The sequence below is a fragment of the Winogradskyella sp. ABM4_392 genome (genome assembly GCF_056160445.1).
The window spans coordinates 51,333-76,031 of sequence record NZ_JBSWXE010000004.1 but is presented as its reverse complement, the minus strand read 5'-3'; the positions used below and the strand labels follow the sequence as shown (position 1 = coordinate 76,031).

General features: G+C 33.4%; 18 protein-coding genes. 3 read left to right on the top strand and 15 right to left on the bottom strand.

Annotation, left to right across the window (positions count from 1 at the left end; translation table 11 throughout):
- Positions 1–3 precede the first annotated feature (3 nt).
- Positions 4–504, top strand: coding sequence for a signal peptidase II (gene lspA, locus ACXAFS_RS10935; RefSeq protein WP_475306950.1), 501 nt, complete (start codon positions 4–6; stop codon positions 502–504).
- An 81-nt stretch (positions 505–585) separates the two neighbouring features.
- Here lspA and ACXAFS_RS10930 read toward each other — a convergent pair whose 3' ends face one another.
- The 8 genes from ACXAFS_RS10930 to ACXAFS_RS10895 all read right to left on the bottom strand — a co-directional run bounded on the left by ACXAFS_RS10930 (position 586) and on the right by ACXAFS_RS10895 (position 11,998).
- Positions 586–1,350 (bottom strand): hypothetical protein, encoded by a 765-nt coding sequence (locus ACXAFS_RS10930; protein ID WP_475306948.1) that lies wholly within the window; start codon positions 1,348–1,350, stop codon positions 586–588.
- A 16-nt stretch (positions 1,351–1,366) separates the two neighbouring features.
- Entirely contained in the window at positions 1,367–2,818 is a 1,452-nt protein-coding gene (locus ACXAFS_RS10925; RefSeq protein WP_475306946.1) for a RagB/SusD family nutrient uptake outer membrane protein, read from the bottom strand.
- 11 nt (positions 2,819–2,829) lie between these two features.
- Positions 2,830–5,997, bottom strand: a complete 3,168-nt coding sequence (locus ACXAFS_RS10920) for a SusC/RagA family TonB-linked outer membrane protein (RefSeq protein WP_475306945.1) — start codon at positions 5,995–5,997, stop codon at positions 2,830–2,832.
- Between the two features lie 457 nt (positions 5,998–6,454).
- Positions 6,455–7,990, bottom strand: coding sequence for a helix-turn-helix domain-containing protein (locus tag ACXAFS_RS10915; RefSeq protein WP_475306944.1), 1,536 nt, complete (start codon positions 7,988–7,990; stop codon positions 6,455–6,457).
- Between the two features lie 156 nt (positions 7,991–8,146).
- Entirely contained in the window at positions 8,147–8,338 is a 192-nt protein-coding gene (locus ACXAFS_RS10910) for a hypothetical protein (RefSeq protein WP_076620009.1), read from the bottom strand.
- 191 nt (positions 8,339–8,529) lie between these two features.
- Positions 8,530–9,807 (bottom strand): metal-dependent hydrolase family protein, encoded by a 1,278-nt coding sequence (locus ACXAFS_RS10905; protein WP_475306942.1) that lies wholly within the window; start codon positions 9,805–9,807, stop codon positions 8,530–8,532.
- Positions 9,808–9,818: 11 nt separating this feature from the next.
- Positions 9,819–10,841: a UDP-glucose 4-epimerase GalE gene (galE, locus tag ACXAFS_RS10900; RefSeq protein ID WP_475306941.1), complete on the bottom strand. Its 1,023-nt coding sequence runs from the start codon at positions 10,839–10,841 to the stop codon at positions 9,819–9,821.
- The gene (locus ACXAFS_RS10895) at positions 10,841–11,998 is read right to left on the bottom strand and encodes a DegT/DnrJ/EryC1/StrS family aminotransferase (protein ID WP_475306940.1); all 1,158 of its coding nucleotides are present in this window, start codon (positions 11,996–11,998) and stop codon (positions 10,841–10,843) included. The genes galE and ACXAFS_RS10895 overlap by 1 nt, the downstream gene beginning before the upstream one ends.
- A 127-nt stretch (positions 11,999–12,125) precedes the next feature.
- Here ACXAFS_RS10895 and ACXAFS_RS10890 point away from each other — a divergent pair, with 127 nt between their 5' ends.
- Positions 12,126–13,367: a 3-deoxy-D-manno-octulosonic acid transferase gene (locus tag ACXAFS_RS10890; protein WP_475306938.1), complete on the top strand. Its 1,242-nt coding sequence runs from the start codon at positions 12,126–12,128 to the stop codon at positions 13,365–13,367.
- A gap of 94 nt (positions 13,368–13,461) precedes the next feature.
- Positions 13,462–13,830, top strand: coding sequence for a hypothetical protein (locus tag ACXAFS_RS10885; RefSeq protein WP_475306937.1), 369 nt, complete (start codon positions 13,462–13,464; stop codon positions 13,828–13,830).
- A 63-nt stretch (positions 13,831–13,893) separates the two neighbouring features.
- Here ACXAFS_RS10885 and ACXAFS_RS10880 read toward each other — a convergent pair whose 3' ends face one another.
- The 7 genes from ACXAFS_RS10880 to ACXAFS_RS10850 all read right to left on the bottom strand — a co-directional run bounded on the left by ACXAFS_RS10880 (position 13,894) and on the right by ACXAFS_RS10850 (position 24,698).
- Entirely contained in the window at positions 13,894–14,892 is a 999-nt protein-coding gene (locus tag ACXAFS_RS10880) for a LacI family DNA-binding transcriptional regulator (RefSeq protein ID WP_475306936.1), read from the bottom strand.
- A 6-nt stretch (positions 14,893–14,898) separates the two neighbouring features.
- Positions 14,899–17,016 (bottom strand): thioredoxin domain-containing protein, encoded by a 2,118-nt coding sequence (locus ACXAFS_RS10875; protein ID WP_475306934.1) that lies wholly within the window; start codon positions 17,014–17,016, stop codon positions 14,899–14,901.
- A 107-nt stretch (positions 17,017–17,123) separates the two neighbouring features.
- Positions 17,124–18,419: a T9SS type A sorting domain-containing protein gene (locus tag ACXAFS_RS10870; protein WP_475306933.1), complete on the bottom strand. Its 1,296-nt coding sequence runs from the start codon at positions 18,417–18,419 to the stop codon at positions 17,124–17,126.
- 146 nt (positions 18,420–18,565) lie between these two features.
- Positions 18,566–20,557 (bottom strand): T9SS type A sorting domain-containing protein, encoded by a 1,992-nt coding sequence (locus ACXAFS_RS10865; protein ID WP_475306932.1) that lies wholly within the window; start codon positions 20,555–20,557, stop codon positions 18,566–18,568.
- Positions 20,558–20,841: 284 nt separating this feature from the next.
- A complete protein-coding gene (locus ACXAFS_RS10860) occupies positions 20,842–21,732 on the bottom strand; it encodes a glycoside hydrolase family 17 protein (protein WP_475306931.1) in 891 nt (296 codons plus the stop codon).
- Between the two features lie 20 nt (positions 21,733–21,752).
- Complete coding sequence (locus ACXAFS_RS10855; RefSeq protein ID WP_475306929.1) at positions 21,753–23,186, bottom strand: MFS transporter; 1,434 nt, start codon at positions 23,184–23,186, stop codon at positions 21,753–21,755.
- A gap of 24 nt (positions 23,187–23,210) precedes the next feature.
- On the bottom strand, positions 23,211–24,698 hold the full coding sequence (locus ACXAFS_RS10850; protein ID WP_475306928.1) for a glycoside hydrolase family 30 protein: 1,488 nt from the start codon (positions 24,696–24,698) through the stop codon (positions 23,211–23,213).
- Position 24,699 lies beyond the last annotated feature (1 nt).

Genomic DNA, 24,699 nt, shown 5'->3' with positions numbered 1-24,699 from the left:
GTTTTGAATAGAAACATTTTTATTGTACTCCTAATAGCTTTTAATATTGCTATAGACCAAATCTCAAAAGTCTATGTTAGGGCTAATATTGAAATTAGAGAAGTCATAGAATTAATTGGTGATAAATTTATCCTTACCAATGTATATAACAAGGGTGCTTTTCTTGGTATGGGTAGTGATATGAACCCTACATTAAGAACCATCTTTTTGTTAATCTTACCAACTATAGTTTTAGGATATGTTATATACTACATTATTAAAACAAAGGAATTAGATCGCTTAAGCCTTATTGCTTTTTGTTGCATTATTGGTGGTGGCATTGCCAATGTCTTTGATAGAATTGTATTTGGCAAAGTCACCGATTTCTTTTTTATAGATTTAGGTGGTATTTTTAAAACCGGTATTTTTAACGTTGCAGATATTTCTGTAACTGCTGGTATGATAATGTTACTTTTCAGTGGTGTCTTTAATAGTAAAAAGAATGTCGTCACAACCGAATCATAATATTGATTGTAAATTAAAACAAAAAGACCCTTTCTGATGAAGGGTCTTTTTTGATTTAGTTAGTATTATAAACTCAATTGCTTAAGGTAAAGAAAATGTTGTTACCTCATTAGCGCCAAATAATCCTCCTTGGTGTATAATTTCGCCATTTACAGTTAATGAATAACTTCCCTGACCGAAACTACAACAGATACCATCTCCATAAGCATCATAGATAACAAAACCAAAATCACCGTTATCTATACAAAGACGTTCTTGTATAGATTGATCATCTAGATCACCATATCCACTACCCGATGCTATTAATGTAGGAGAAGTACTTATATCTGAATATAACTCCCAACTTGTTTCTTCGGCATAGTTATCAAAAGTGATATCTAAAATGAGCTCATTTACAGGACATACAATAACAATATCCATACGTAAAGGATGTGGATTTAAGGCCGTATTATCATCTGCAAATCCCAAAACCAATCTATCACCACTACCAAAACCATTATCCGTAATGGAAACATCAAATTGAGCTGAAGAAGCATTAGCAGGTATGGTAACAGAACTCGGCACATTATAAAAATCCGAGCTTATGGTTGTACCTTGCCCATCATTAAATTCTATAGGCAAAACCTCTAAATTATAGGTCTTATCGGAAGATGATTTTCTTGAATTGTAAACCGTTATCGTTCTAGCTGAAGTTCCGCTTTGGTTTAACTCAAAACTTAAAACATCATCTTGAAAACTTATAAATTCATAATCTGAAACGCTTGTTGCATCAGCATCAATTTCGTTATCACAAGCAACAAAAATGAAGCTACACAAAACCAAAGCTGTATATAAAACTTTTTTCATGTTATCTCTTTTTAAATTAAATATTATTGAAGCCTGCATAATTCTCGTTTAAATCCATCTCATCTTCTGGGATTTTCAAGAAGAACAAATTACTATCTGCTGGCACATCTATAGATATTCTGTGAATATCATTTCTAGTTATTGGAAGATTGTAGCGCTTTGCATCAAACCATTGCGGACCAAACTCACCATAAAATTCTTTTTTTCGTTCTAACAAAATCTCATTTAATAACGCCTGACCAGAATTGGTTGTTATTGTAGCATTAGGGTCTCTTGAAGATTGCAGTGCAAACAGAAGATTCCTAGCTTCTGGGATATTACCTAAATGATACTGAGCTTCAGCATCAAAAAGTACCATTTCAGACTTTCTTATAATTGGTATATCAGATGCAAAAGTAAAGGCGTACTTTGTAGACACAAATTCTCTCCATGGCGTCGTAGCAGATACTCCATAAAGATCAACAAAGGTATTTCTAACATCCGTTGAAGAAAATTCTGCTGCAAATTCAGGATCTATATATGTAGCATTGTAGCTTAAGGTAAAATGATCCATCATAGGTGCTGCATGTCCCCAAAAAAAGTTGGTTTCGTCAGAGCCGTTTTGAAACATTGCCCAAAGCCACTCCTGATCTTGCATGTTACCAAAACCTGATCCCCAATTTGATGACTGTACTGCCTGGTTAGCATTACCTCCATATGCACTTCTGGCCAACTCCGAAACTCTCTGCCAATCATCTTGAGTTACAGCATATACTCTTGCTAAAACTGCTTGAGCAACAGCCTTATTAATAAAACTTTTACCTATTCTATTATCTGGTAAATCGGCTACTGCATCTTCTAAATCTTGAATAATTTGACCATAAACCTCATTCATCGGTGCTGGCGGATTACCACCTACAGTTTCTAAGGATGTTGGTGTAGTGTAGATTGGTATTCTCTCTAAACTTCTGTCATTATTATAGTTTGGCGCAAATTCTAATGCAAGTTCAAATAAGTGAAATCCTCTAAAAAATTTACCTTTTGCAACAAATTCTCGCTTCTCCTCTTCACTTAACCCATCACTATTATTTACACCAAATATTAATGTATTTGCAAAGTTTATATTCTCGTAATTAAAGTCCCATGTAAAATTGGTTCGTCTAAAGTTAGGCTCCCTATTTTCGTGCCCATAATCAAATCTATACCAATTTACATCTTGAATGATATCGTTTCCTTTTACAGCTCTGGCAAAATACATAGCATATAAACCGCCAACATCTACAGTTCTATATTGGCCTTTATAATTTGCAAGAATACCATTAACAAAAGTCTGGGCATTCTCTCTGGACGAGAAAATTAATTCATCCGTAACACCTGTAGTGTCCGAAGGTTCTTCAACATAGTCTTTTTCACAAGACAACATCATACTAGCTAAGACCAAAGCAATTAATGGCAATAGCACTCTAAGTTTATTATTTTTATTTTTCATCATACTATTTTTTAAAATTGAATTAATGTCCCAAACGTAAATGTTCTTTGTAATGGCGACCGGTTTGCTGTTAACCCATTAAAAGCTTGTTCTGGGTCTATACCACCATGCGATTGCCATGTTAATAAATTATCTCCCTGAAAATACACTCTCACTGAAGTTAACCCTATGTCTTCTAAAGCATCTTGCGGTAAATTATAACCAACAGTAATACTCTTAAGACGTAAATAATCATTTTTAAACAACCATCTCGTTGATTGAGAATTGAAGTTATTATTTGATGTAGTCAACCTAGGAAAATCAGTAATATCACCTGGTTGTGACCATGCGTTAAAGTTATCTGGATGCGCTGATGCTCCAATAGCATCAAAATTATTTACTAAACCAGAGTAATCTGTATCTAAGAGATAAGCTCCCAAGCTAAAATTAAACAACGCACTAAGATCAAACTGCTTATATCTTAAGCTAGTATTGAAACCACCTTGAATATCTGGAAGAGATTCCTTGCCTGTTTCATAACGTGTTGCTTGGTCATAATCATTAGTTACTGTTCTACCAGTAACATTACCTTCAGTGTCAACTATATCTTGGTACCAAAGCGCATCGCCATTTGCCGGATTAACGCCTGCCCATTCTCTAATATAAAACTCGAATAAAGAGTTTCCTGGTGCCCAAAGTTTGGTACCTTGAACTTGTCTATCTGTGAATGGTGAAATTTGAATGATTTCATTCTTCAATACTGAAAAATTACCACCTACACTCCAGCTAAAATCTTTCTTATTAAAGATATCACTGTTTAAGGTTACTTCCCAACCAGAGTTTTCTATAATACCTGCATTAGCTCTTACCACAGGAACTCCTGGCGAGGGTGTTGCAGTAATATCCTGAATTAAATCTTCACTACGTCTTTTGAAGTATTCTACAGTACCACTAAGTGCTCCATTAAAAATGGTAAAGTCCATACCTAAGTTAAGGTTGGTTGATGTTTCCCATTGTAATGCTGGATCTGGCAATGTACCTGCTGGCAAGTTAGACGGTTGGCCTTCTACCGGTGAAATAACAACACCACCAAAATTAGCACCACCAAATAAAAAGCTTGTTGGGAAGAAACCACCAGGAATACTAATGTTACCCAATTCACCATAAGATGCTCTTAATTTAAGATTGTTAAGCCAATCTGCTTTCTCCATAAAAGCTTCATTTGTAAGATTCCAAGAGGCACCTACAGAGAAAAACTCACCTGTGTTATAGTCTGTATTAAACTGTGAAGATTTATCTTGTCTTATAGAACCTTCTATGAAATATCTATTGTCAAAATTGTAAGCCACACGACCCAACATACTTACAATTCGTCTTTCAGTTCTAAAACCACCAAATGATTCTGCTATAGTTCCGTTACCTAATTCTTCCTGACCAGGTAAAAAGCCCGTAGCAGAAGCACTAAATGTATCTGAAGTTGTAGTATTGGCTTCGTAAATAGCATCTACAGAAATATTATGTACATCAGCTAAAGAGGTCTTATAATTAAGCGCTTGAATAGCATTTAAACCTGTAGTTACATTTCTGGCCTTACTTACTCTACCACCTACTGCTGAAGCAGAACCAATTTCATCATCATTAAAACTGTGACTATCAAAAACAAAGTTTTCATAATTTAAGGTAGATCTAAATGTGAAGTTTTTAAGGAAATTCACCTCAGCATAAGCAGAGCCTAAGAAGTTTGTTCTTATACGCTGCTCAGTTCCTAACAAAATGGATGCTAAAATATTTTCACCTTGATTTGTTGGTCTATTAAAGTTTACTGGCTGACCAACTGGTCTTCCATTACCATTACCAAGATCGTATATTCTATTACCACTATCATCTAAAATTAGATTTCCATCTGCATCTCTTACATAGAGTGGATAGATACCGTTAACACTATAAATCCAAGATATAGCTTGTGTAGTACTACCAGATGTTTGATCTGGATTATTAGAGTACGATCTGGAGTAACCACTAGTAATTCCGAGTTTTAACCAATCATTTACTTGAGTATCTAGTCCTACTCTTGATGCAATTCTCTCAAAATCTGATTTAATTACTGGTCCATCCTCACTTAAATAGTCTACAGAGAAAAAGTAGTTTGTATTTTCTGTACCACCAGAAATGTTAACATTATGATTTACTCTTGGCACATCTTCTCTTAATACAGCATCTTGCCAATCGGTTTCCCAAAGTAGATTAGCTCCACTTACTAAATTTCCATCTGTACCAATTGGGTTAGAAACACTGTAAGGATTATAGCCTAAAGTTGGTATTAGAGCATTTGTGGCATTACTTGCTGCTTCAGCAGGCAATTGTCCTTGGTTATATAAATTATCATTTCTAAGCGCTTGCCACATTAATCTTAAATAGTCTTCAGAACCTACAACATCATGTATACCAACCGCAGGATTGGAAATACCATATTGAGTTCTAACTCTAACACTTGTTTTTGTGTTTCGCTTACCTCTTTTAGTAGTAATTAGAACTACTCCATTTGCAGCTCTAGATCCGTAAAGTGAGGCTGAAGATGCATCTTTTAATACAGAAATAGATTCTATCTGATCTTGACTTATGGTGTTTAAATTTCCTGTAAAAGGTGCTCCATCTATAACAATAAGCGGACTATTAGCACCATTAAAACTACCAAAACCTCTAATAACAAAATTAGGATTATTACCAGGTTGACCTCCAGGAGTAATCAGGTTAATACCAGCAACTGTTCCTTGCAAGGCTCGTAATGGTGAGGTTACTTGTTGATTTTCTATAACCTCAGATTTAACAACAGCTACAGAACCAACAATAGCTTCTCTTTTCTGTGTACCATAGGCTACAACAACGACTTCATCTAAAGCATTTCCTTCTTTTAAGGCAACATCATAAACATTGGCATCTCCAACTATGACTTCTGCTGTTTCCATTCCTACATAAGAAACAACTAGAATATCTCCTTGTGTTGCGCGAATGGAAAACTTACCATCGAAATCTGATTGCACTCCTCGAGAGGTGTTTTTTACAATCACATTAGCACCTGGTAAAGGCATTCCATCTGATTCAGTTGTGACGGTTCCGGTGATTGTTTTTTCTTGGGCTAAAACCATTTGAGATCCAAAAAATAAATACAACAGAACCAAAGCATAATTTTTTACTTTCATAAAATTTCATTTTAGATTATACACTCAGTTTGTTGCAATAAGAAAGGTCGGCAGCGAAGTAATTTTAAAGACTAATTCAAAATAATTACTTTGATTGATGAAATTGAAGTTAACATGGTTATTTCATAAAAAAGTAAGGCTTCCACTGCCTCCCTTTGCAATTGCGTAAGTAAAACAACCAACAAGACAGCAAATTTGAGGTAAGAATTATAAGATTTTACCTATGCCGATAAATAATTACTTCTTATTTACCTTTTAAAAAAACTAAAAATGCTAAAGCTTTAGAATAGACTTTATTCTAGAAAGTAAGACACGCCTAAATTGTTTATACAGATAGAATCTTATTTTTAAAAAAAGTCATTTTCCCAGACATTGAATTAAGGATAATAAGTAATTAAAGAGAAAGATTAAACAACAAGAACAATAATAGCCTATAGCTAAGTTAAGAGAGAAGATTTTAAACTAACCTAAGTGATCTTATGTAAGTAGAAGGTGTTTGATTCATATGCTTCTTAAAGGCTTTATTGAAAGTTACCTTGTTATTGTAACCCACTTCATATGCTACTTCTATAATGTTAAGATTTTGTTTTTTGTCTTCATCAAAAATATCAACTGCCTCTAATATTCTGTATTGGTTTATTAGATCGTAAAAGCTCATATCAAAGTGTTCATTTATAACTTGTGATGCATTATGCCTAGTAGTTCCTAACATCTCGGAAAGTGATTCTAAGCTAATACTATTGTTTTTGTATACTTTTTGATGGGTTAATAACTCAACCAATTTATCTTTCAATTCATTTGAAAGGCTTTCTGTAAGATTAGATTTTTCGTATTTAATTGGTAGTTTGTTTATTCCAACAACATTGATATTGGCATTCATTATAATTTCTGGTCTTAAACCAGACATTAGTGCCATATAAAAAATCATGGCAATCATAAACACAGATTTTAAATACGTAAAAGGCATGTAGTCTACCAATCTAACAACTACAGCTCCATGAAGTAAGTACGCGAAAGCATAACAAACAAAGATTATCATAATACTTCGTTCCCATAATGCTCTGCTTTTTATTTCCGAATTACGGTCTGTAACACTTTTCTTTTTATTTCGGTAAACAAAATATATTCCTATAGCATAAAGACTTAATGAGAGTGATTTAATTACAACCAAAGCTTTTCTACCTATATGAACAGATTGCGTATTATCTATTAATAAATTAAATTTTTCTGTGGCACTTAAGTTGTAGTAAGGCATTAGCCAAAATATGAGTAATACAGTAGGGATTAAGTGTACTGAATCTTTGATAGATATTTTATAATTTTCTACAACCCTTTTAAAATAAAAATAAAGCAGTGGACCATATAAAAAGGAAAATGGTGTAGATATATAAAACGAATGTGGAAACATTAGGTTGTAATTAGACACAAACAAACTAACATGCAACATAAAAAAAGAATGAAATAGGATAAAAGAACCTATTAACCACACAGACGTCTTATCTAAGTTTCGTTTAGCAAAAAGTATGATTACTATAAAAATTCCAATGATGCCTGTTAATGCATGTATTACTGCTAAAAAATTGAAATGAGGCTTATATGCTTCATTTAACTGACTGTAAGATTCTGTATCCTTAATATCTGAAAACACATGGTCGTTGATTATAGATAAATCTTGGGTGTCCTTAATGTATTTTTTTAAGTGCTTAGAAGCTTTATCTGCGTTATTATTTTCGGAATATAATATTGCTAAAGTCTTAGTAACTGCAATAGAATCGCTAGTATTATTTGACAGAAGCGTTTCGTTTATTTTTATTAATCCAGTACGCTCTACTGAATCCTTTTCTTTTTGGATTTGAAGTATACTGTCGAGACCTTTTTTAGAAAGTGATTCTACATTGATTTTAGAATCTTTATTATCATACGAGATGGTATAACCCTTATTAGAAAACAAGAGCAAGGCAAGCAATAGAAATATATGCCTTAGAAATACCATTTTTTAGAATTTAGTTGATTATAACTTCGTAGTTACTTTTAAAGTTATAGTTATCAGTCGTAATAAGTTCTTAAAAATTTCTTAAATAGGTAAAAAAAGTGTAAAATCCGATAAAAGTTTACCTTTTCTAAGACATAAAAAAGTGTAAAATACTAACTATCTCGCAAGTTGACAGTCTTCACAATCTTTAACCTCTCCGTAATAAGTTTCGCGATATTTATGAAGGGTTTTGTAAGGAATACTTAAGAATTGTTTTTTTATGTAAGTGACTTTTGTGGACAGTACACCCATCTTTTTAGAGAATCTTCCTTCTTGCTTTGTTTCTCGTTTAATGCTTATCAATTTCATTATAATTCAATTATCATTAGACACAAAACAACAAAGACTAAGAGGCAATCCCAAGAAATAAGTGTTAAAAACTAGTTAAGTCTTTTTTTGATTATCATATTGAAAATCAAGTATTAAAATCATTAAAACATTCTTAACAAATGTTATACAACATTAAAATATTAATAATAAAAAAAGTAAAGTAAGATTGTCTAGTTTTTGTAAATAACCCCTTCTTTCATGACAAAAACAACATTCTCCATTGTAGAGATATTTTTTGTAGGATCATCATTTACCGCAATAATATCTGCTAAAAACCCTTCTCTTATTTGACCTAGCTGGTCTTCCATTTTAAGAATCATTGCATTGGTAACTGTAGCACTTTGAATGGTCTCGATAGCTGGCATTCCTGCTTCTACCATATAACCAAATTCCTTTCCGTTTTCACCATGGTAAAAAACTGCTGCATCAGTTCCAAAAGCAATACCAACGCCAGCATTATAAGCTCGGCCAAACATATCTTGAATTTTTGGACCAATATCTAAAGCTTTTGGCACAACAACTTCTGGGTAGTAGCCTGGTATCTTAGCTTTATCGGACACAAATTTACCTGCAGTAATTGTTGGTACCAAGTAAACATCATGTATCTTCATAAGGGTCATGGTTTCATCACTCATTAAAGTACCATGCTCAATAGTTTTTACTCCTCCTAAAATAGCCCGCTTCATACCTTCATCGCCATGTGCATGTGCTGCTACATGAAATCCATAGTCTTTGGCTGTTTCGCAAATAGCCTTTATTTCTTCTATTGTAAATTGTGGATTCTGTCCACTTTTAGCTACACTGAGTACACCTCCAGTTGCAGTTATCTTAATTAAGTCAGCACCATTTTTATAACGCTGCCTTACTGCTTTTTTGGCATCGTCCACTCCATTCACTACTCCTTCTTTAGGACCAGGATTACCCATTAATTCTCTACTTGCTCCATTTGTAGGGTCTGCATGTCCACCAGTAGTAGCAAGAGCTTTTTCTGCTGTAAAAATTCTTGGTCCTTTTACTTTTCCTGCATTGATTGCATTTCTTAAAGACACATTAACACCTGTACCTCCTAAATCTCTCACAGTTGTAAAGCCATTCATAAGAGTAACTTCTGCATACTGTACAGAATTAAAAGCAACATCAGCATCATTTAATGTATAATCTTCAAGATATGATTTAGGGTTGGTTTCACTTTCAATATGCACATGCATATCTATAAGGCCTGGCATTACCGTTTTAGATTTTAAATCTACGACAGTGTCTTCGGTATTTTCTGGATTTTGATAACCCTTATTAACCGAAACTATTTTATTACCTGATACTATAATTGTTTGCTCGGTAAGTACTTTACCAGACTCAGTATCTATTAGTTTTCCACAATGCAGATAAGTGTTTTGTGCTGTCAAAACAATTGAAAATACAAATGCTAAAATACTGAGTAGAGTTTTCATAGTTATTGATTTTACTTATTTCTTATTTTCTGTTCCCACTTCCAAGCTGAAGCCATAGCATCATCTAAAGTAAGTTCTGTTTTCCAGCCTAAAACATCATTAGCCTTTGTTGTGTCTGCATAAGCAGCTGTAATATCGCCTTCTCTCCTGCCAACAATTTGATATTTTAAGCTTTTACCTGAAACCCTATCAAAAGACTGAATCGCTTCTAAAACTGAACTTCCTTTTCCGGTTCCTAGATTAAAGACTTCGTAATTTGAAAGATTTTTTTCTTCCAGCAAACGTTCTAATGCTATAACATGCGCTTTTGCTAAATCTACTACATGAATGTAATCTCTAATACATGTACCATCTGGTGTTTCATAATCGCCACCAAAAACTGATAGTTGCTCGCGCATACCAATACCTGTTTGCGTTATATATGGCACTAAATTTTGTGGCACACCAATTGGCAATTCTCCTATCTCAGCCGTAGGATGTGCACCTATGGGATTAAAATATCTTAAAGCTATACTATTTAGTTTATCATTTATTTTACACGTATCTCTTATAATTTCTTCGCCAATTTGTTTGGTATTACCATAAGGAGATTCTGCAGGTTTTACCGGTGCATTTTCAGTAATAGGTAGCTCATCTGCCTGACCGTAAACAGTACATGATGAGCTGAAGATAAAGTTTTGCTTATCTAATTTTGAAACTTCTTGTAGCATATAAACAAGTGTCCCAATATTATTTTCATAATACATTAAAGGCTCTTTAACACTCTCACCAACCGCTTTACTTGCTGCAAAATGAATAACACCAACGATATCATTATGCTTTTCAAAAAATTGAACAACATCAATCTTTTCTTTAAGATCTAGTTTCTCAAAATGTGGTTTTACACCCGTTATGGCAACAATACCGTCTAAAACATCTATAGAAGAATTGCTTAAATTATCTATGATTACAACCTCAAAGCCTTTATTTTGAAGCTCAACTACTGTGTGAGACCCTATAAAACCTAAGCCACCTGTTACTAATACTTTCATCATTAATTTTTATTAATAAAATTTAAAACGGTTGTCGTAATAAATTCAATTTGCTCGTCATCCAATTCCGTATGCATTGGTAATGAAATTACTGATTTAACGAGCTGATTTGTTACTTTAAAGTCTTCTTCTTTGTAACGTTCATCCTGGTAAGCTTTTTGGAGGTGAAGCGGAATTGGATAATACACGCCACAAGGTATATTATGTTCTTGTAAATGTGCAACTAAAGCATCTCTATCTACATCTTTTAGATTTAATGTATATTGATGAAACACATGACAATCGCAAGTATCACAGATACCATCGCAGGTTGTTCTACCTGATGGTGTTGTGATTTTAGGATGATCTTTAAAAGCTTCAGTGTATTTTCTTGCTGCGTTTCGTCTTGCTTCATTATAACTATCTAAATGTGGCAATTTTGCATCTAAAACTGCTGCTTGTATAGAATCTAATCTAGAATTTACACCAACCACGTCATGATGATAACGTTTGTACATTCCATGGTTTACAATTCCTCTTATAGTATGTGCTAAATCGTCATCGTTTGTAAAAATTGCTCCTCCATCCCCATAGCAACCTAAATTTTTAGACGGAAAGAACGAAGTTGACGCGACATGACCAAGAGCTCCTGTTTTGGTTTTTGAACCATCTTTATGTGTATAATTGGCACCAATTCCTTGTGCATTATCTTCAATAACATACAGATTATGCTTTTCTGCCAAAGCCATAATCGCATCCATATCAGCAGCTAAACCAAACAAATGCACAGGCACTATAGCTTTAGTTTTTGGTGTAATTGCTTTCTCAATAGCTGCTACATCAATATTAAAAGTTATAGGATCTACATCTACCAAAACAGGTGTTAACTGCAACAAAGCAATAACCTCAACAGTTGCTGCAAATGTAAAATCTGCAGTGATTACCTCATCACCTGGCTTAAGACCTAAACCCATCATGGCAATCTGTAATGCATCTGTACCATTGGCACATGGTATAACATGTTTTACACCAAGATAGTTTTCTAAGTTCTTTTGAAATTGATGAACCTTTGGCCCATTTATAAATGCTGCACTTTCTAAAATTTCTTGAATTGAAGGATCTACAACGTCTTTTATTTTTGCATATTGACTCTGAAGGTCAACCATTTGTATTTTTCTCATTCCGTGAAGGATTATAATAAATTCTGAAATGCATTTTTAACAATGCTACAGGCGAAAATACAAAATTGTAACCGCTAAGCCAATGCAATTAATTGAAAGAAATGTATTTTAGCACAAATCTAAATTATTGAGACTACTCTATTCAATAGGAATTTATTTTGCAGGTTTAATTGTAAAACTTCTTGCCCTATTTAACTCTAAATTAAAGCAAGGCGTTGATGGCAGAAAAGAAACTTTTAAAGTCTTAAAATCTTCTATAACCGCTAATGATAAGACGTTTTGGTTTCACTGTGCTTCTCTTGGTGAATACGAGCAAGGTCTGCCTGTTTTTGAACAATTGGTAAAAAGACATCCTGACTTTAAGGTAGTACTTTCCTTTTTTTCACCTTCTGGCTATGAAGTAAGAAAGAACTCAAAAATTGCTAATGTTGTTGTTTACTTGCCTTTGGATACAAAAAATAATGCCAAACGTTTTTTAGAAATTGTAAAACCTAATTACACAATTTTTGTAAAATATGAGATTTGGCCAAACTTTTTACTAGAACTAAAAAAGAGAAATCATAAAGCTATTCTTATTTCGGCTGTCTTTAGAAAAAACCAAGCCTTCTTTAGAGGTTATGGTAGTTTTATGAAAAAAGCATTATTTTCTTTCGATCATATTTTCACTCAGAATGAGGATTCAAAAATCCTTCTAGAAAGTATTAACTACAAAAACGTTTCAGTCTCTGGAGATACAAGATTTGATCGTGTTAGTAATCAATTAAAAATTGATAACTCAGTTGAGTTTATTGAAAAATTTAAGCAAGATAGCTTATGTATTGTTTTTGGTAGTACTTGGCCTGAAGATGACAAACTTTACATGGACTATATTAATCAACTAGATTTTAACGACATTAAAGTTGTAATCGCTCCACACAATATAAAATCTGGATATATCCAATCCCTTAAATCTCAAATAAAGAGCAAATCGATTTGTTTTTCTGAATTATCTAACGAAAAAAAACTATCAAGTTATAATGTTTTCATTTTAGACACCATTGGATATCTCAGTAAAGTTTACAGTTATGCCGACATTGTATATGTTGGTGGTGCAGCTGGCACAACAGGCTTACACAATATTTTAGAGCCTGCGGTATTTGGCTCACCTATTATAATTGGTAAAAACTACAATAAATTCCCTGAGGCAAAAGCACTTATTGAACTTGATGGTGTTACTTCTGTCTCTAACTCAAATGAATTAAATTCTAAATTAGATGTTTTAATCTCTAATTCATCACTAAGAGAGAATCAAGGACAGATTAATAAAAATTATGTCGAAAAAAATAAAGGAGCAGTCATCCAAATACTCGATTATATCCGTATATCATGAGGTCGCACAATTAATAAATGTTGAAATTTTGTTAAAGTTTCGCATATTTTGTTAAATTAGTGCATTAACAACAATTAACACTAAAACTATTAAAATGAAAAAAGTTGTATTAAGTTTAGCCTTGGTTGCATTTTTAGGCTTATCATTAAACTCTTGTAGAGAAACTAAGGAAAAGGCTGAAGATGCTGTTGAGAATGCTGCTGATAAAGCAGGTGAAGCAATGGATGACGCTAAAGATGCCGCTAAAGACGCTGTAGACGACGTTAAAGATGCTGCTGACGATGCCGCTGATAAAGCAGGTGAAGCAATGGATGACGCTAAGGACGCTGCTAACGATGCTGTAGATAGCGTTAAAGAAGGTGCTGAAGAAATGGCTAAAGACGCTAAAGATGCTGCAAATGATGCGGTTGATAAAGTGAAAGAAGCTGGTAAAGACGCAGCTGACAAAATGAAAGGACACTAATAAAATCCTTGTTTAAAATAAAAAAAGCCCGATACATGTATCGGGCTTTTTTTATTTTATAATTTATTTAGTTGACTCGCCGAGTTTAAGTTCACTAGGCACCACAATAGTCTGTAATTTATGATTATCAGACTGTAAATTTTCAATTAGCAATTTTACAGACATCTCACCTATCTCATAAGCTTTTTGATGAATTATTGAAATCTTAGGACTAGACAATAACTGTGTATGTTCGTAACCAAAACCAATAACAGATAAATCTTCAGGAATTGTCTTTCCGATTTTCTTAGCCATGTTAATCGCAATAATACCTGTAATATGATCAATGGACACAATAGCATCCGTTTTAGGATTATCATTAAGGTAATTATATATATACTTTTCTACATTATCAACCTTACTGAGCTTTAAAATATTAGATTTTAGACTAGCCTCATCAATGGCTTTCTGGTAACCCTTTATTCTTAACTTCCCAACACTGAGCTCTTCAATATTACTAACCAATAAAATATGTTTTCTTTTTTCTTTATGAATTAAATACTGAGTCGCTTCATATACTGACTGAAAATCATCTACCACTACTTTATCACATGATATTTCATTAACAACCCTATCGAACATTAAGACTGGTATTTTATTCTGAATAGCTTTAGTTATATGCTTTGTATGCTCTTCAACTTGACTTTCTCTGGCTACTGCCATAATAAATCCATCTACACTGCCATTAGATAATAATTCTAAACTACGCTCCTCTTTAGATAATGATTCATCAGACAGGCACACAATAATATCATACTTGTTTTTTGTTGCGTTTGTCTCAATACCATGTAAAACTTCAGCAAAAAATGGGTTTGTTACCGTTGGTAAAATTACGCCTATAGTTTTTGTTTTATTACTCTTTAGTTGTTGTGCTATACGATTAGGTTTATAATTAAGCTTATCGGCCAACTCATTAACACGCCTTTTAGTATTCTCACTAATCTCATGGCTATCATTAAGTGCTTTAGAAACTGTGGATACCGAAATATTTAAGAGTTTTGCTAATTCTTTTAGTGTAGTCATATTGCCTTATTTTAAAATCTGACTTAAAGCCTTTTCTGTTGTATTTACTGGTAGTTTACATGTTCCATTTACACAAACATACACTAATGTTTCTTCTTTATTAAACTTATTTTTTAACAATGGTAAGTCACTCTCTGTTATTGAACCTGAAACTAGAATATTAGGAATATAAGTTGTGTTAAACTCTTTTAAAATATCTTTTGCATTCTCACCAGAAATTGCCACCTCATAGTAAGGGTTTGAATAATTTAAATACAGAAACAGCCAGTTGGTGAAACCTGAAGGAACCTCTATTAAATTGTCATTTACATTTTTAAGCATCTGATTTGCCAAGTCTAGATACCTGTTATTTGAAAAATAATGTCCTAGTTTAAACAAGTTCTCTGCTAAGATAGAGTTGGATGATGGAATAACACCATCATAAACGTCTGTTTTTCTCGCTATTAAATTTGAAGGACCTTTTTTGGTAAAGTAGAACATACTTGTTTCCTTATCTAAAAAATAATTTATGGAATAATCCATTAAATCTTTGGCTGTAATTAACCATTCTTCGTTTAATGTGGCTTGATATAACTCTATAAATGCCAAAATTGAGTGTGCATAATCTTCTGAAAATCCTTCTATTGTACTTTTACCATCTTTGTAACTGTGGTATAAAGAACCATCCTTTTTTAGTTGATTATTTTTTATAAAATTCGCATTATTAATTGCTCTATTCAAATACGTTTCATGACCTGTAGCGTTAAATGCATCAACATATGCTTTGATCATCATAGCATTCCAAGATGTTAGTACTTTATCATCTAACCTTGGCTTACTTCTTTTACTTCTTTCCTCATTTAGTTTATCTTTCCAACTTTTTCGTTTAGAATCTAAAGTCGTAATACTTAAGTGATAATTCTTGGCAAAATCTTCATCGCTTAAAGTCCTAGACAAAACATACTTTCCTTCTTCCCATCTATCTGTAGCATTAATGTTATAGTAATGTTTAAATAAATTAAAATCTTCTCCTAAAATTATTTTCAACTCTTCTTCTGACCAAACGTAATAAGCCCCTTCTTTTAACTCATTACTATCATTACCACTATCAGCATCTAAAGAGGAAAAAAATGCACCTTCATCAGAAGAAAACTCAGAATCTACAAAACTTAATGTTTCATTAACTACTCTTTTATAATTTTCGTTCTTAGTTAACTTATATGCTTTGGAATAAATACTGACCAATTGAGCATTATCATAAAGCATTTTTTCAAAATGCGGAATATGCCATTTTTCATCTACAGCATATCTTGAAAAACCACCTCCAACATGATCATATATACCACCATTAGCGATTTTATCTAAAGAATTTAAAACGTACTTTTTTAGTGCTTCGTCATTATTATGAAAACTATAACGTAATAAAAAGTTTAAGTTTGTAGGCATAGGAAACTTTGGCTCGCCTTTTTGTCCTCCAAACTTATAATCTAATGATTTCTTCAACTCCTCAACTGCAATCTCTAATGCTTCAGCGTTAAATTGAACAGGCTCTTTTTTTACTGTTATTAAGTCCGAGTTTTTTACTCCTTCAGTGAGTTTCTCTGCATAAGAAATCACCTTGTCTGGATTAGCCTTATAGAGCTCAGATATCTCTTTCAATATTTTAATCCATTGTACTTTGGTAAAATATGTACCTCCAAAAACCGGTCTTCCATCTGGTAAGGTTATGCAATTTAAAGGCCAGCCTCCACTCCCTGTCATTAACTGAACAGCATTCATGTATATCTGATCTACATCTGGTCGCTCTTCACGATCTACTTTAATATTAATAAAGTTTTCATTCATTAGTTTTGCAACAGAATCGTTTTCAAAACTTTCTTCTTCCATAACATGACACCAATGACATGCAGAATATCCTACTGACACTATAATCAATTTGTTTTCATCTTTAGCCAATTGTAACGACTTATTGTTCCAAGCTTTCCACTTCACAGGATTATATGCGTGTTGAAGCAAGTATGGACTTGTCTCGTTAATAAGGTCATTAGCTACTTTATCAATGTCATTTGATATAGTTGTGTTTTTTTGAGAACATCCAAAAAATAAAATAATCAGTATGCTATAGTAGCATATACTTCTAAACATTACTTTTTTTTATATAAAATTATAACAATATACATCTATATCACTAAAAAAGCGTATTTAATGTATAAACACGCTTTTTAGAAATCAATTTTGTAAGCTTTGATAAGCTACTCTTTAACTAACTTAATAGTTTTACAACCATTATGTCCTTTAATTTTTGCTATATAAATACCTGCTCTTAATGAAGAAGCATTTATAGAAACCTCTGCAGAATTAGGCGTTAATGTAAGTACTTCTTTACCAAGAATGTCATAAATCCAAACCGCTTTAATAATTTGACGATTAGAATTGATATTCCAAGTTGAGCTTGTTGGGTTTGGAGACACACTAAATTGCTCATTACCAAATTCCTTAACTGAAAGTAGGTTTTGAGTAAAAATTATGTTATCCACATACACAATACCACTATTGTCTACACTATCATTAAGTGGACTAAACTTCCATTGCCAAAGTGCTGTATCTGCGAAACCAATATTTGTGAAAAATGACATTGGAATTTGAACTTTAGTCCAGGTTTCATTTACAATAGGTTCTTGAATACTGATTTGGTACTTATGCTCAGTTACTGCACCATTGTTACTTATTAATACAAAATCAAAACCAACAACCGCTGGACCAGCCCAATAATCAAATGAGACAAAGTTGTACGAAGACACATCATCAGGACCACCTTCGCCTTGTCCCCAACCAGCAACCCCAAAATTAAACTTAAGAGCCTTGTTCTCTGTAGCTGAAGGGTCTAAGTCTGGCTCGCCAGAAAGAGTACCAAAATCATAAGCAACCGGAAAGTTATTTGTAAAACCTGAATTATCGTTATAGATACTATATACTTCAGCGTTTGATACATTAGGGAGATTAGCTGGTCCAGATGGTATTGGGTCTGGTGGTATTACTGCCCCGTTTGGACCATTTATATTATCTATGTAATAGATGCCAGATGCTGTATTACCTGGACCCGAATCTGCGAAAAGCACTAAAATTGGATAGTCGTTTGCTAAATTAGAGCCAAAATCTAGGGTTATGGTTTGCCATCCTGCAGCTGAAGTATTAAAATAAAGTTCCGTTGCTACAGGTGGGCTAGATGCGCCTTCTAGTTTTAGTAAATGTGTTCTATTGGTTGCATCTGGTGCCCAAAAATCTAAGGTTATAATATTGTCACTATCATTAGATAAATCAATGTAGACACCCATGTTAATAGATGCACCATCAAAGTCTACACCATTACTTGTTAATTCTAATACTTGATTAGAAGTATTAGTTGGATCTGTCACTACAGCTACTGTAGCACCATTAAAAGGACTCCAATTATCGTCTTCTGCTACTTCAAAATCTAATGGTAGTTCTTGAGCCATAATAACAAATGGTAGTAACAAGGCTAAACTTAAAAAAGTATTTTTTTTCATAATTATTTAATTTTAATGTGTCACACATAACTTTAGCCTCAAAACCTCGTTTGACCAACTATAATTTAGTGAATAATCCGTGTTATAAAAAAAGCGTGCTTACTTACTAAACACGCTTTTTATTAATAATGTGTTATAAATTATTTTTATTCTTTTACTAGCTTAATAGTTTTAGAACCATTATCTCCTTCAATTTTTGCTATATAAATACCTGTTCTTAATGAAGAAGCATCTAAGACAACTTCGTTAGAATTTGGTTTTAAAGAAAGTACCTGCTTACCTAAAATATCGTAAACAACTACATAATTTATGATATCTGTACTTGTAAGATTCCAATCATTATTCGTAGGATTAGGGAATACTTTAAAATCTAAAGATTCAAAATCATTAGAACTTAGAGTTCCTGCTTTATATAAAATAACATTATCAATATATAAATCTCCCCAAGGCGAAGTACCACCAGCACCAACTATTTGCACTAAACTAATAGCGTTAGTAGGATCTGTACCTCCATTATTCATACTAGCAATTTCTACATTAATAGTTTGCCATCCGTCACTAGATCTTCCTGTTGGCTCAAGAAACATTTGCCCAAAGATATTTGCACCTCCTCCTTGTAAGTGATAGTTAAATAATTTACCTATTTCTTCTGTTCCATCATAGTAAAAATTAAGGTATAGATGTGTAAATCCTTCTGCTGCCAAATCTTGTGGTGCAAACGCTAAGTTCATCCCTCCTCCAGGATTTGGAATTGTAAGTTGTTTTACATCGTCACCTTCTATGCTCACAGTTTCCTCAGATGCTCCTGCAAAGGCAGATGGTACTAACCCTACAGCTTCACCATATGAAGAATAAATTGTTGAATAATCAGATGCCATATTAAAAGTAGGTGCTGCAGGAGGTGCAGGAATTTCTATAGGTTCTGGACATGCCTCACAAGAATTAAAACATACTGTATCTAGTATGGTGTCCGCAGAAAAAGTTAACACTCTGTTAGTAAATCCACCATCTGTTATAGTACAAGACTCTCCGCCAACGAATTCTTCTTGAGCAGTCCAACCATCTAAAGTAAATTTATACTGAATTGTACCTTCAGTTATAGGAAGTGTAATTTCCCAGATATCATTACCCATATCTGTCATTGCATTACACGAACCACACCAACCATTAAAAGAACCGTTTAGATTAACTTCTGTATAAGAACCTGAATAATCACTCATATCTACGCTAAACGTTACGTTGTAATCTGAAGGTTGAACACCACAAGCTAAACAAGAATTAAAACATACTGTATCTAAAGTAATATCTTCAGATATTGCTAGGGCTCTATTTGTAAATCCTCCATTCGTTACTGTACATGGCTCTCCTCCTGCAAAGTTTTCTTGATCTGTCCATCCATCAACGGTAAACTTATATTCAATATCACCGTTTGGTAATGGTAAAGTTACTTCCCAGATACCATTACCCATATCAGTCATTGGATTACACGAACCACACCAACCATTAAATGTTCCGTTAACATTAACCTCTGTAAAAGAGCCTGTATATTCACTCATATCTACACTAAATGTAACATTGCTTTGAGTAGATGATGGTATCTCAGAACCTTGAGTAGCAGTTACATTGTCTATGTAAGCGGTCATTACAGTAGGTGCTCCATCAATAAAAGCACCTGTAGCATCTACATTAGCATACATTACAAATTCATAGTACTCATCATTTGCCGCAGGAAATGAAAATGTTAAAGTTTCCCATCCAGAACCTGTATGCTGAACAGCCGAAGAACTATTCTCATCAGAAGTTCCATTTTGATTTATTTGTATTCTACCCAAGAAATAAACAGCTGATGTAGAATACACATCTACTGAAACATCTTTGTTTGTAGTTAAATCAAAATAATGTGTTTGAGGTCTAACAAAAATTCCTCGCCAAACATCACCGCCTGCAGTTGTTTCAATTCTACCTACTTGATTAGAAGCATTTGTTGGATCAACATCTAGTGCTGCCGTTAAACCTCCACCAAATCCTCCATAGATTTCTTCTGATGCAGCGTTTGTTCCAGCCTCAAAATCTTGAAGGTTTACCTGTGAGTAAACAATACTAGATAAAAGAAAAAGCAAAAAAGTAATTTTTTTCATAATCATCGTTTATTTTAGTTATTTATCAATTTGAAGCAATTTTTTAGATTAATAATTGCTTATTTCGTAAATCTATATATTTAAAATTGAATATTTCTAAATCTCACCTTTACAAAAATCATACAACGAAATCGATTTAGTAAACAAATACTTATACGCCTAAAGTCACCGTAAATATTGGGCTTACATATTACTCAAGTCATTCCTGTTCAATGATATTTTTATAATTGTAGTGGTAATGTTGTGTATGTTTTTACCAAGAATCAAAGTTTACAAAACAAACTTTAGTACTTGAGTTTTTCATTTTTGTCCCAAATGCCCCAAAAAGCACCAACATCTCCTTCACCTCCAACTTTCCAAGATTCATCAAAGGATGAGAAATAGAATATTTCAATTCCTTCTTCTTTAGACCATTTTTGTGTGTTAATAAAATACTTAATTGCATTTTCTTCTGATGGAAATGCACCTTGCAGGTTTGTACCTTCACTTGGCCATCCTGTTTCGGTAATGATAACTTTTTTACCGTTTCCTGCTCTTAGAGCTTTTTGGTACATATCTTTCATATACAATAGAGAGTAATCTAAATCACACCCTTCCCAAAACGGATAGCAATTTGCAAGAATAATATCACATGCCTCTGTGATAGCAGGCCTTTCTTCAAACTCGTAATAGGCATCTACATAACCTATAGGGATTTCTGTATTATTTAAAGCACTCTTAACATGGTAAATTTTGTTCAGCAATTCTTCTTCTGTTAAATCTCCTCTATACATTACCTCATTACCAACTGCTGCAATATCAACTACTCCTTCTTGACATAACTTTATTAATCCTTCTATTTCGTTTTTGTTTATCTCGGCATCATCACCAAGCCATGCGCCAACCAGAGTCTTCATTCCCATTTCTTTTGCTATTTTGGGAATAAGCTCATTACCTTCTGTACATGAAAAAGATCGTATCCACTTAGTATATGGTTTCATTATTTCTAAACGGCGACGTATTTGGCTTTCTGTTAATTGATCGCCAGGCTCTTGACCTTCTTCATAAGGACTAGAACACAAACCATGCATACCAGATTTTAGAGTTTTTCTAAACAACTTTCTTAAGTCTTCAATTGACATTCCTTCATAATCAATAGATGCCAATGCTAAAAATTTCTCTTTTCTTAAAGACATGTTCTTCTTTCTTCTAAGTTTTATAATTCGCCTCTACGCTCAACAAGCTCAGCTTTAATTTCTCTTGCTCGCTCTTCTGACAGGCTATATTTCCACATTACCCAGATTGCTAAAGCAGCAGTAATCACAGGAAGTGCAATATCTGTAATACGCATTCCCATAATTGCACTAGCGGTTTGAGTGCTTGCTTCTGAATCATATCCCAGACCTTTCAGGATAAAACCTGATGTTACTAAAGCTATACCTTGCCCAACTTTAATCATCCACCAATAGATGGCTCCAAAAGTACCTTCTTTACGAGGCATTCCATTCTCTAATTCGTCAAGGTCGCAAACATCTGCTGTCATCGACATCATTAATGTGAATAAACATCCCATACCAAAAGCCATTAAAGGGATTGGTAAGAAAATCATGTAAACATTGTCTGGATCAAATCCCCACCACTTTAAAGTATAACCAATTATCGAAATAGCTGTTGCATAAATAAAAGCATTCTTTTTGCCCCATTTATTTGCCATCCAATTAATAATCGGAATGGCAATAAATGCTGTAAATGCAGCTGTGACTGCAGGAAATAAAGTCATCCAAAGGCCAGCCTCACCAAAATCTCCATTGAACAAGTAAAAAGCAATTATAAATAATCCGAATTCAGCAACTATCTGATAACCATTAAAAACCAAGAATGTAGCAACACATAATTTAACAAATGGCTTGTTCTTAAGAACTAATTTTATTCCTTTAAAGATTTTTCCCATACTATTTATTACACTCTTGAATGTAATATCTTCTCTACCTTCCATATTACTAGAGTCTATTCCTCTACAGAAAAAAGCAGGGAGTATACCTAATAAAATTATCACTGCACCAGCAATTAAAGCTATTGTTCTTACTGCAGCAGGAGTGTCACTAAATAACTCTTTATTAGGAAGTAATAAGTAAAGAAATGGAACAAGCATCCATGCTAACTGTCCTATTGTATTAGCAAAACTCATAAGACGTGTTCTTTCTTTATAGTCTGATGTCATTTCGTAACCCAAGGCAATTAATGGAGTAGAGAAAATTGTATTTCCAAAAATTAACAGGATTGAAAAAATTAATAAATACCAAAAATTGAACATTTCTGTATTATTTTCATTAACCTGCCACAATATGGCAAAGACAATTCCTGTAAATATTGCGCCTATAAAAATATAAGGTCTACGTCTTCCATATTTAGAACTTGTGTTGTCGGAGACATAACCCATAACAGGATCTGTTATTGCATCAAACAACCTTGGTATTCCTACAATTAAACCTGCTAAAGCAGGATCCATACCAAAAGCTTCAGTTTTTAATATAAAAACAAATACGCCTAAAAGCCCTGGAATTAAATTATTAATTAAATGACCAGCACCAAAAGCTGCTTTTTGTCCTAATGGTACTTTATTTCTAGATGCTGTTTTAACTTCTGCCATAATATTATGCGTTTGTTAATTATTCTACATTACTATAGTTTGAATGGCTTGTCCATTTATACTTATGGTAGTTCTTTTTCCATTAAGCCATAGGTAAAATTTCTTAGCTTCCTTTCCTTCATTAAATACTACAAGAATTGTAGAGCCATCAGGATTTTCTACTGCTGTGGCCATAATGTCATTATCCGTTTTGTCTAAACCTAAAACCTTAGCTTCTGGCCTTATATATTTACTAAAATGCGTCATTATGTAATACAATGGAGTAAAATATACCTCATCATTTACCTCATCTACAATTACTGGAGCAATACACCAGTTTTTAAACCAATTTGGACCACCTTGCTTGTTGAGTACCATATTCCAATCTACCCAACCATCTACCCAATTGTTAAGACAACCTATGATATCTCTTGCATAGCGATTAGCTGGTGCATATTTAGGATGCAGATATTTATCTTTTTCCGAAGCCCATTTCCAGCCCCAATCAGTCGCTTCTTTTTTCCAATACCAAGCATCGTCTTTCCAAACAGGCACTTCATCATCTATACAACCTTCGGTTTCTATAAGATATTTACCTGGTGCTTTATTGTGGGCATATTGAAGATCTTCTGGAAAGACCTCATAAGTACTTTCATACCAATGAATTGCCGTTCCGTCATAATATTTTGAGGATTCCTCCGTAGCATACATTACATCTACCCATTCTTTTATACCTGCTCTATTTTGATCGTAACCTAAAATGATTTTATCACCATAGCCATCAGCCTCTAATTTTGGCCCTAAATGATGCTGAACAAAATCAGTCATTTCTTCTGGTGTAAAGTGCATACTTTCCCAATTGTTTCCGTTACCGTGAGGTTCATTTTCTACAGTAAAACCCCAAAGTTCTATACCTTGGTCTTTATAGGCTTCTATATATTTTGAAAAGAACAATGCCCAACTTGGGTAATACTCTGGCAATAACTTACCACCTACCCATTCTTTATTGTCTTTCATCCATGGTGGCGCTGTCCATGGTGAAGCAAATAATTTAAACCCATCTTTTGAAATAGCTTGAGCATCTTTAATCATTGGGATTAAATCGTCCATATCTTCCTTAACGGAAAAATCATTTAACTCTTTATCTTCTGTTGGTGTGTAAGAATAATGATCTAGCGAAAAATCACAAGAGTTCATATGTGTTCTACATAATGAATAATTAGCTCCTTCTTCACTGAAATAAGCTTTTAAAATAAGATCTCTATTTTTTTGGCTTAATTTATTGAGCAAATATGCTGACGACTCTGTAAACGCTCCTCCAAATCCCGTAATAGTTTGAAATTTTAGGTCTGGCAGAATTCTTATAACTGGCAATACATCAACTTCCTCATCTACAGCAAAAGGCTCAACTTTAGTTAATTGGTTTCCACTTGCTGAAGTTTCGAAAATCTCAACTTTTAATTCTTCGGGTTGGGTATTACAACTCATAGCTGCTATTAAAAGACAATAAACACTAATTCTTAACGCTTTCATT

What these genes read in the sequence shown, in the direction of transcription:
- ACXAFS_RS10880 (WP_475306936.1), bottom strand. Translation starts at nt 14,892, where the DNA reads ATGACTACACTAAAAGAATTAGCAAAACTCTTAAATATTTCGGTATCC.
- ACXAFS_RS10920 (WP_475306945.1), bottom strand. Translation starts at nt 5,997, where the DNA reads ATGAAAGTAAAAAATTATGCTTTGGTTCTGTTGTATTTATTTTTTGGA.
- ACXAFS_RS10905 (WP_475306942.1), bottom strand. Translation starts at nt 9,807, where the DNA reads ATGAAAACTCTACTCAGTATTTTAGCATTTGTATTTTCAATTGTTTTG.
- ACXAFS_RS10870 (WP_475306933.1), bottom strand. Translation starts at nt 18,419, where the DNA reads ATGAAAAAAAATACTTTTTTAAGTTTAGCCTTGTTACTACCATTTGTT.
- ACXAFS_RS10885 (WP_475306937.1), top strand. Translation starts at nt 13,462, where the DNA reads ATGAAAAAAGTTGTATTAAGTTTAGCCTTGGTTGCATTTTTAGGCTTA.
- ACXAFS_RS10875 (WP_475306934.1), bottom strand. Translation starts at nt 17,016, where the DNA reads ATGTTTAGAAGTATATGCTACTATAGCATACTGATTATTTTATTTTTT.
- ACXAFS_RS10850 (WP_475306928.1), bottom strand. Translation starts at nt 24,698, where the DNA reads ATGAAAGCGTTAAGAATTAGTGTTTATTGTCTTTTAATAGCAGCTATG.
- galE (WP_475306941.1), bottom strand. Translation starts at nt 10,841, where the DNA reads ATGATGAAAGTATTAGTAACAGGTGGCTTAGGTTTTATAGGGTCTCAC.
- ACXAFS_RS10915 (WP_475306944.1), bottom strand. Translation starts at nt 7,990, where the DNA reads ATGGTATTTCTAAGGCATATATTTCTATTGCTTGCCTTGCTCTTGTTT.
- ACXAFS_RS10860 (WP_475306931.1), bottom strand. Translation starts at nt 21,732, where the DNA reads ATGTCTTTAAGAAAAGAGAAATTTTTAGCATTGGCATCTATTGATTAT.
- ACXAFS_RS10855 (WP_475306929.1), bottom strand. Translation starts at nt 23,186, where the DNA reads ATGGCAGAAGTTAAAACAGCATCTAGAAATAAAGTACCATTAGGACAA.
- ACXAFS_RS10930 (WP_475306948.1), bottom strand. Translation starts at nt 1,350, where the DNA reads ATGAAAAAAGTTTTATATACAGCTTTGGTTTTGTGTAGCTTCATTTTT.
- ACXAFS_RS10895 (WP_475306940.1), bottom strand. Translation starts at nt 11,998, where the DNA reads ATGAGAAAAATACAAATGGTTGACCTTCAGAGTCAATATGCAAAAATA.
- ACXAFS_RS10910 (WP_076620009.1), bottom strand. Translation starts at nt 8,338, where the DNA reads ATGAAATTGATAAGCATTAAACGAGAAACAAAGCAAGAAGGAAGATTC.
- ACXAFS_RS10865 (WP_475306932.1), bottom strand. Translation starts at nt 20,557, where the DNA reads ATGAAAAAAATTACTTTTTTGCTTTTTCTTTTATCTAGTATTGTTTAC.
- ACXAFS_RS10925 (WP_475306946.1), bottom strand. Translation starts at nt 2,818, where the DNA reads ATGAAAAATAAAAATAATAAACTTAGAGTGCTATTGCCATTAATTGCT.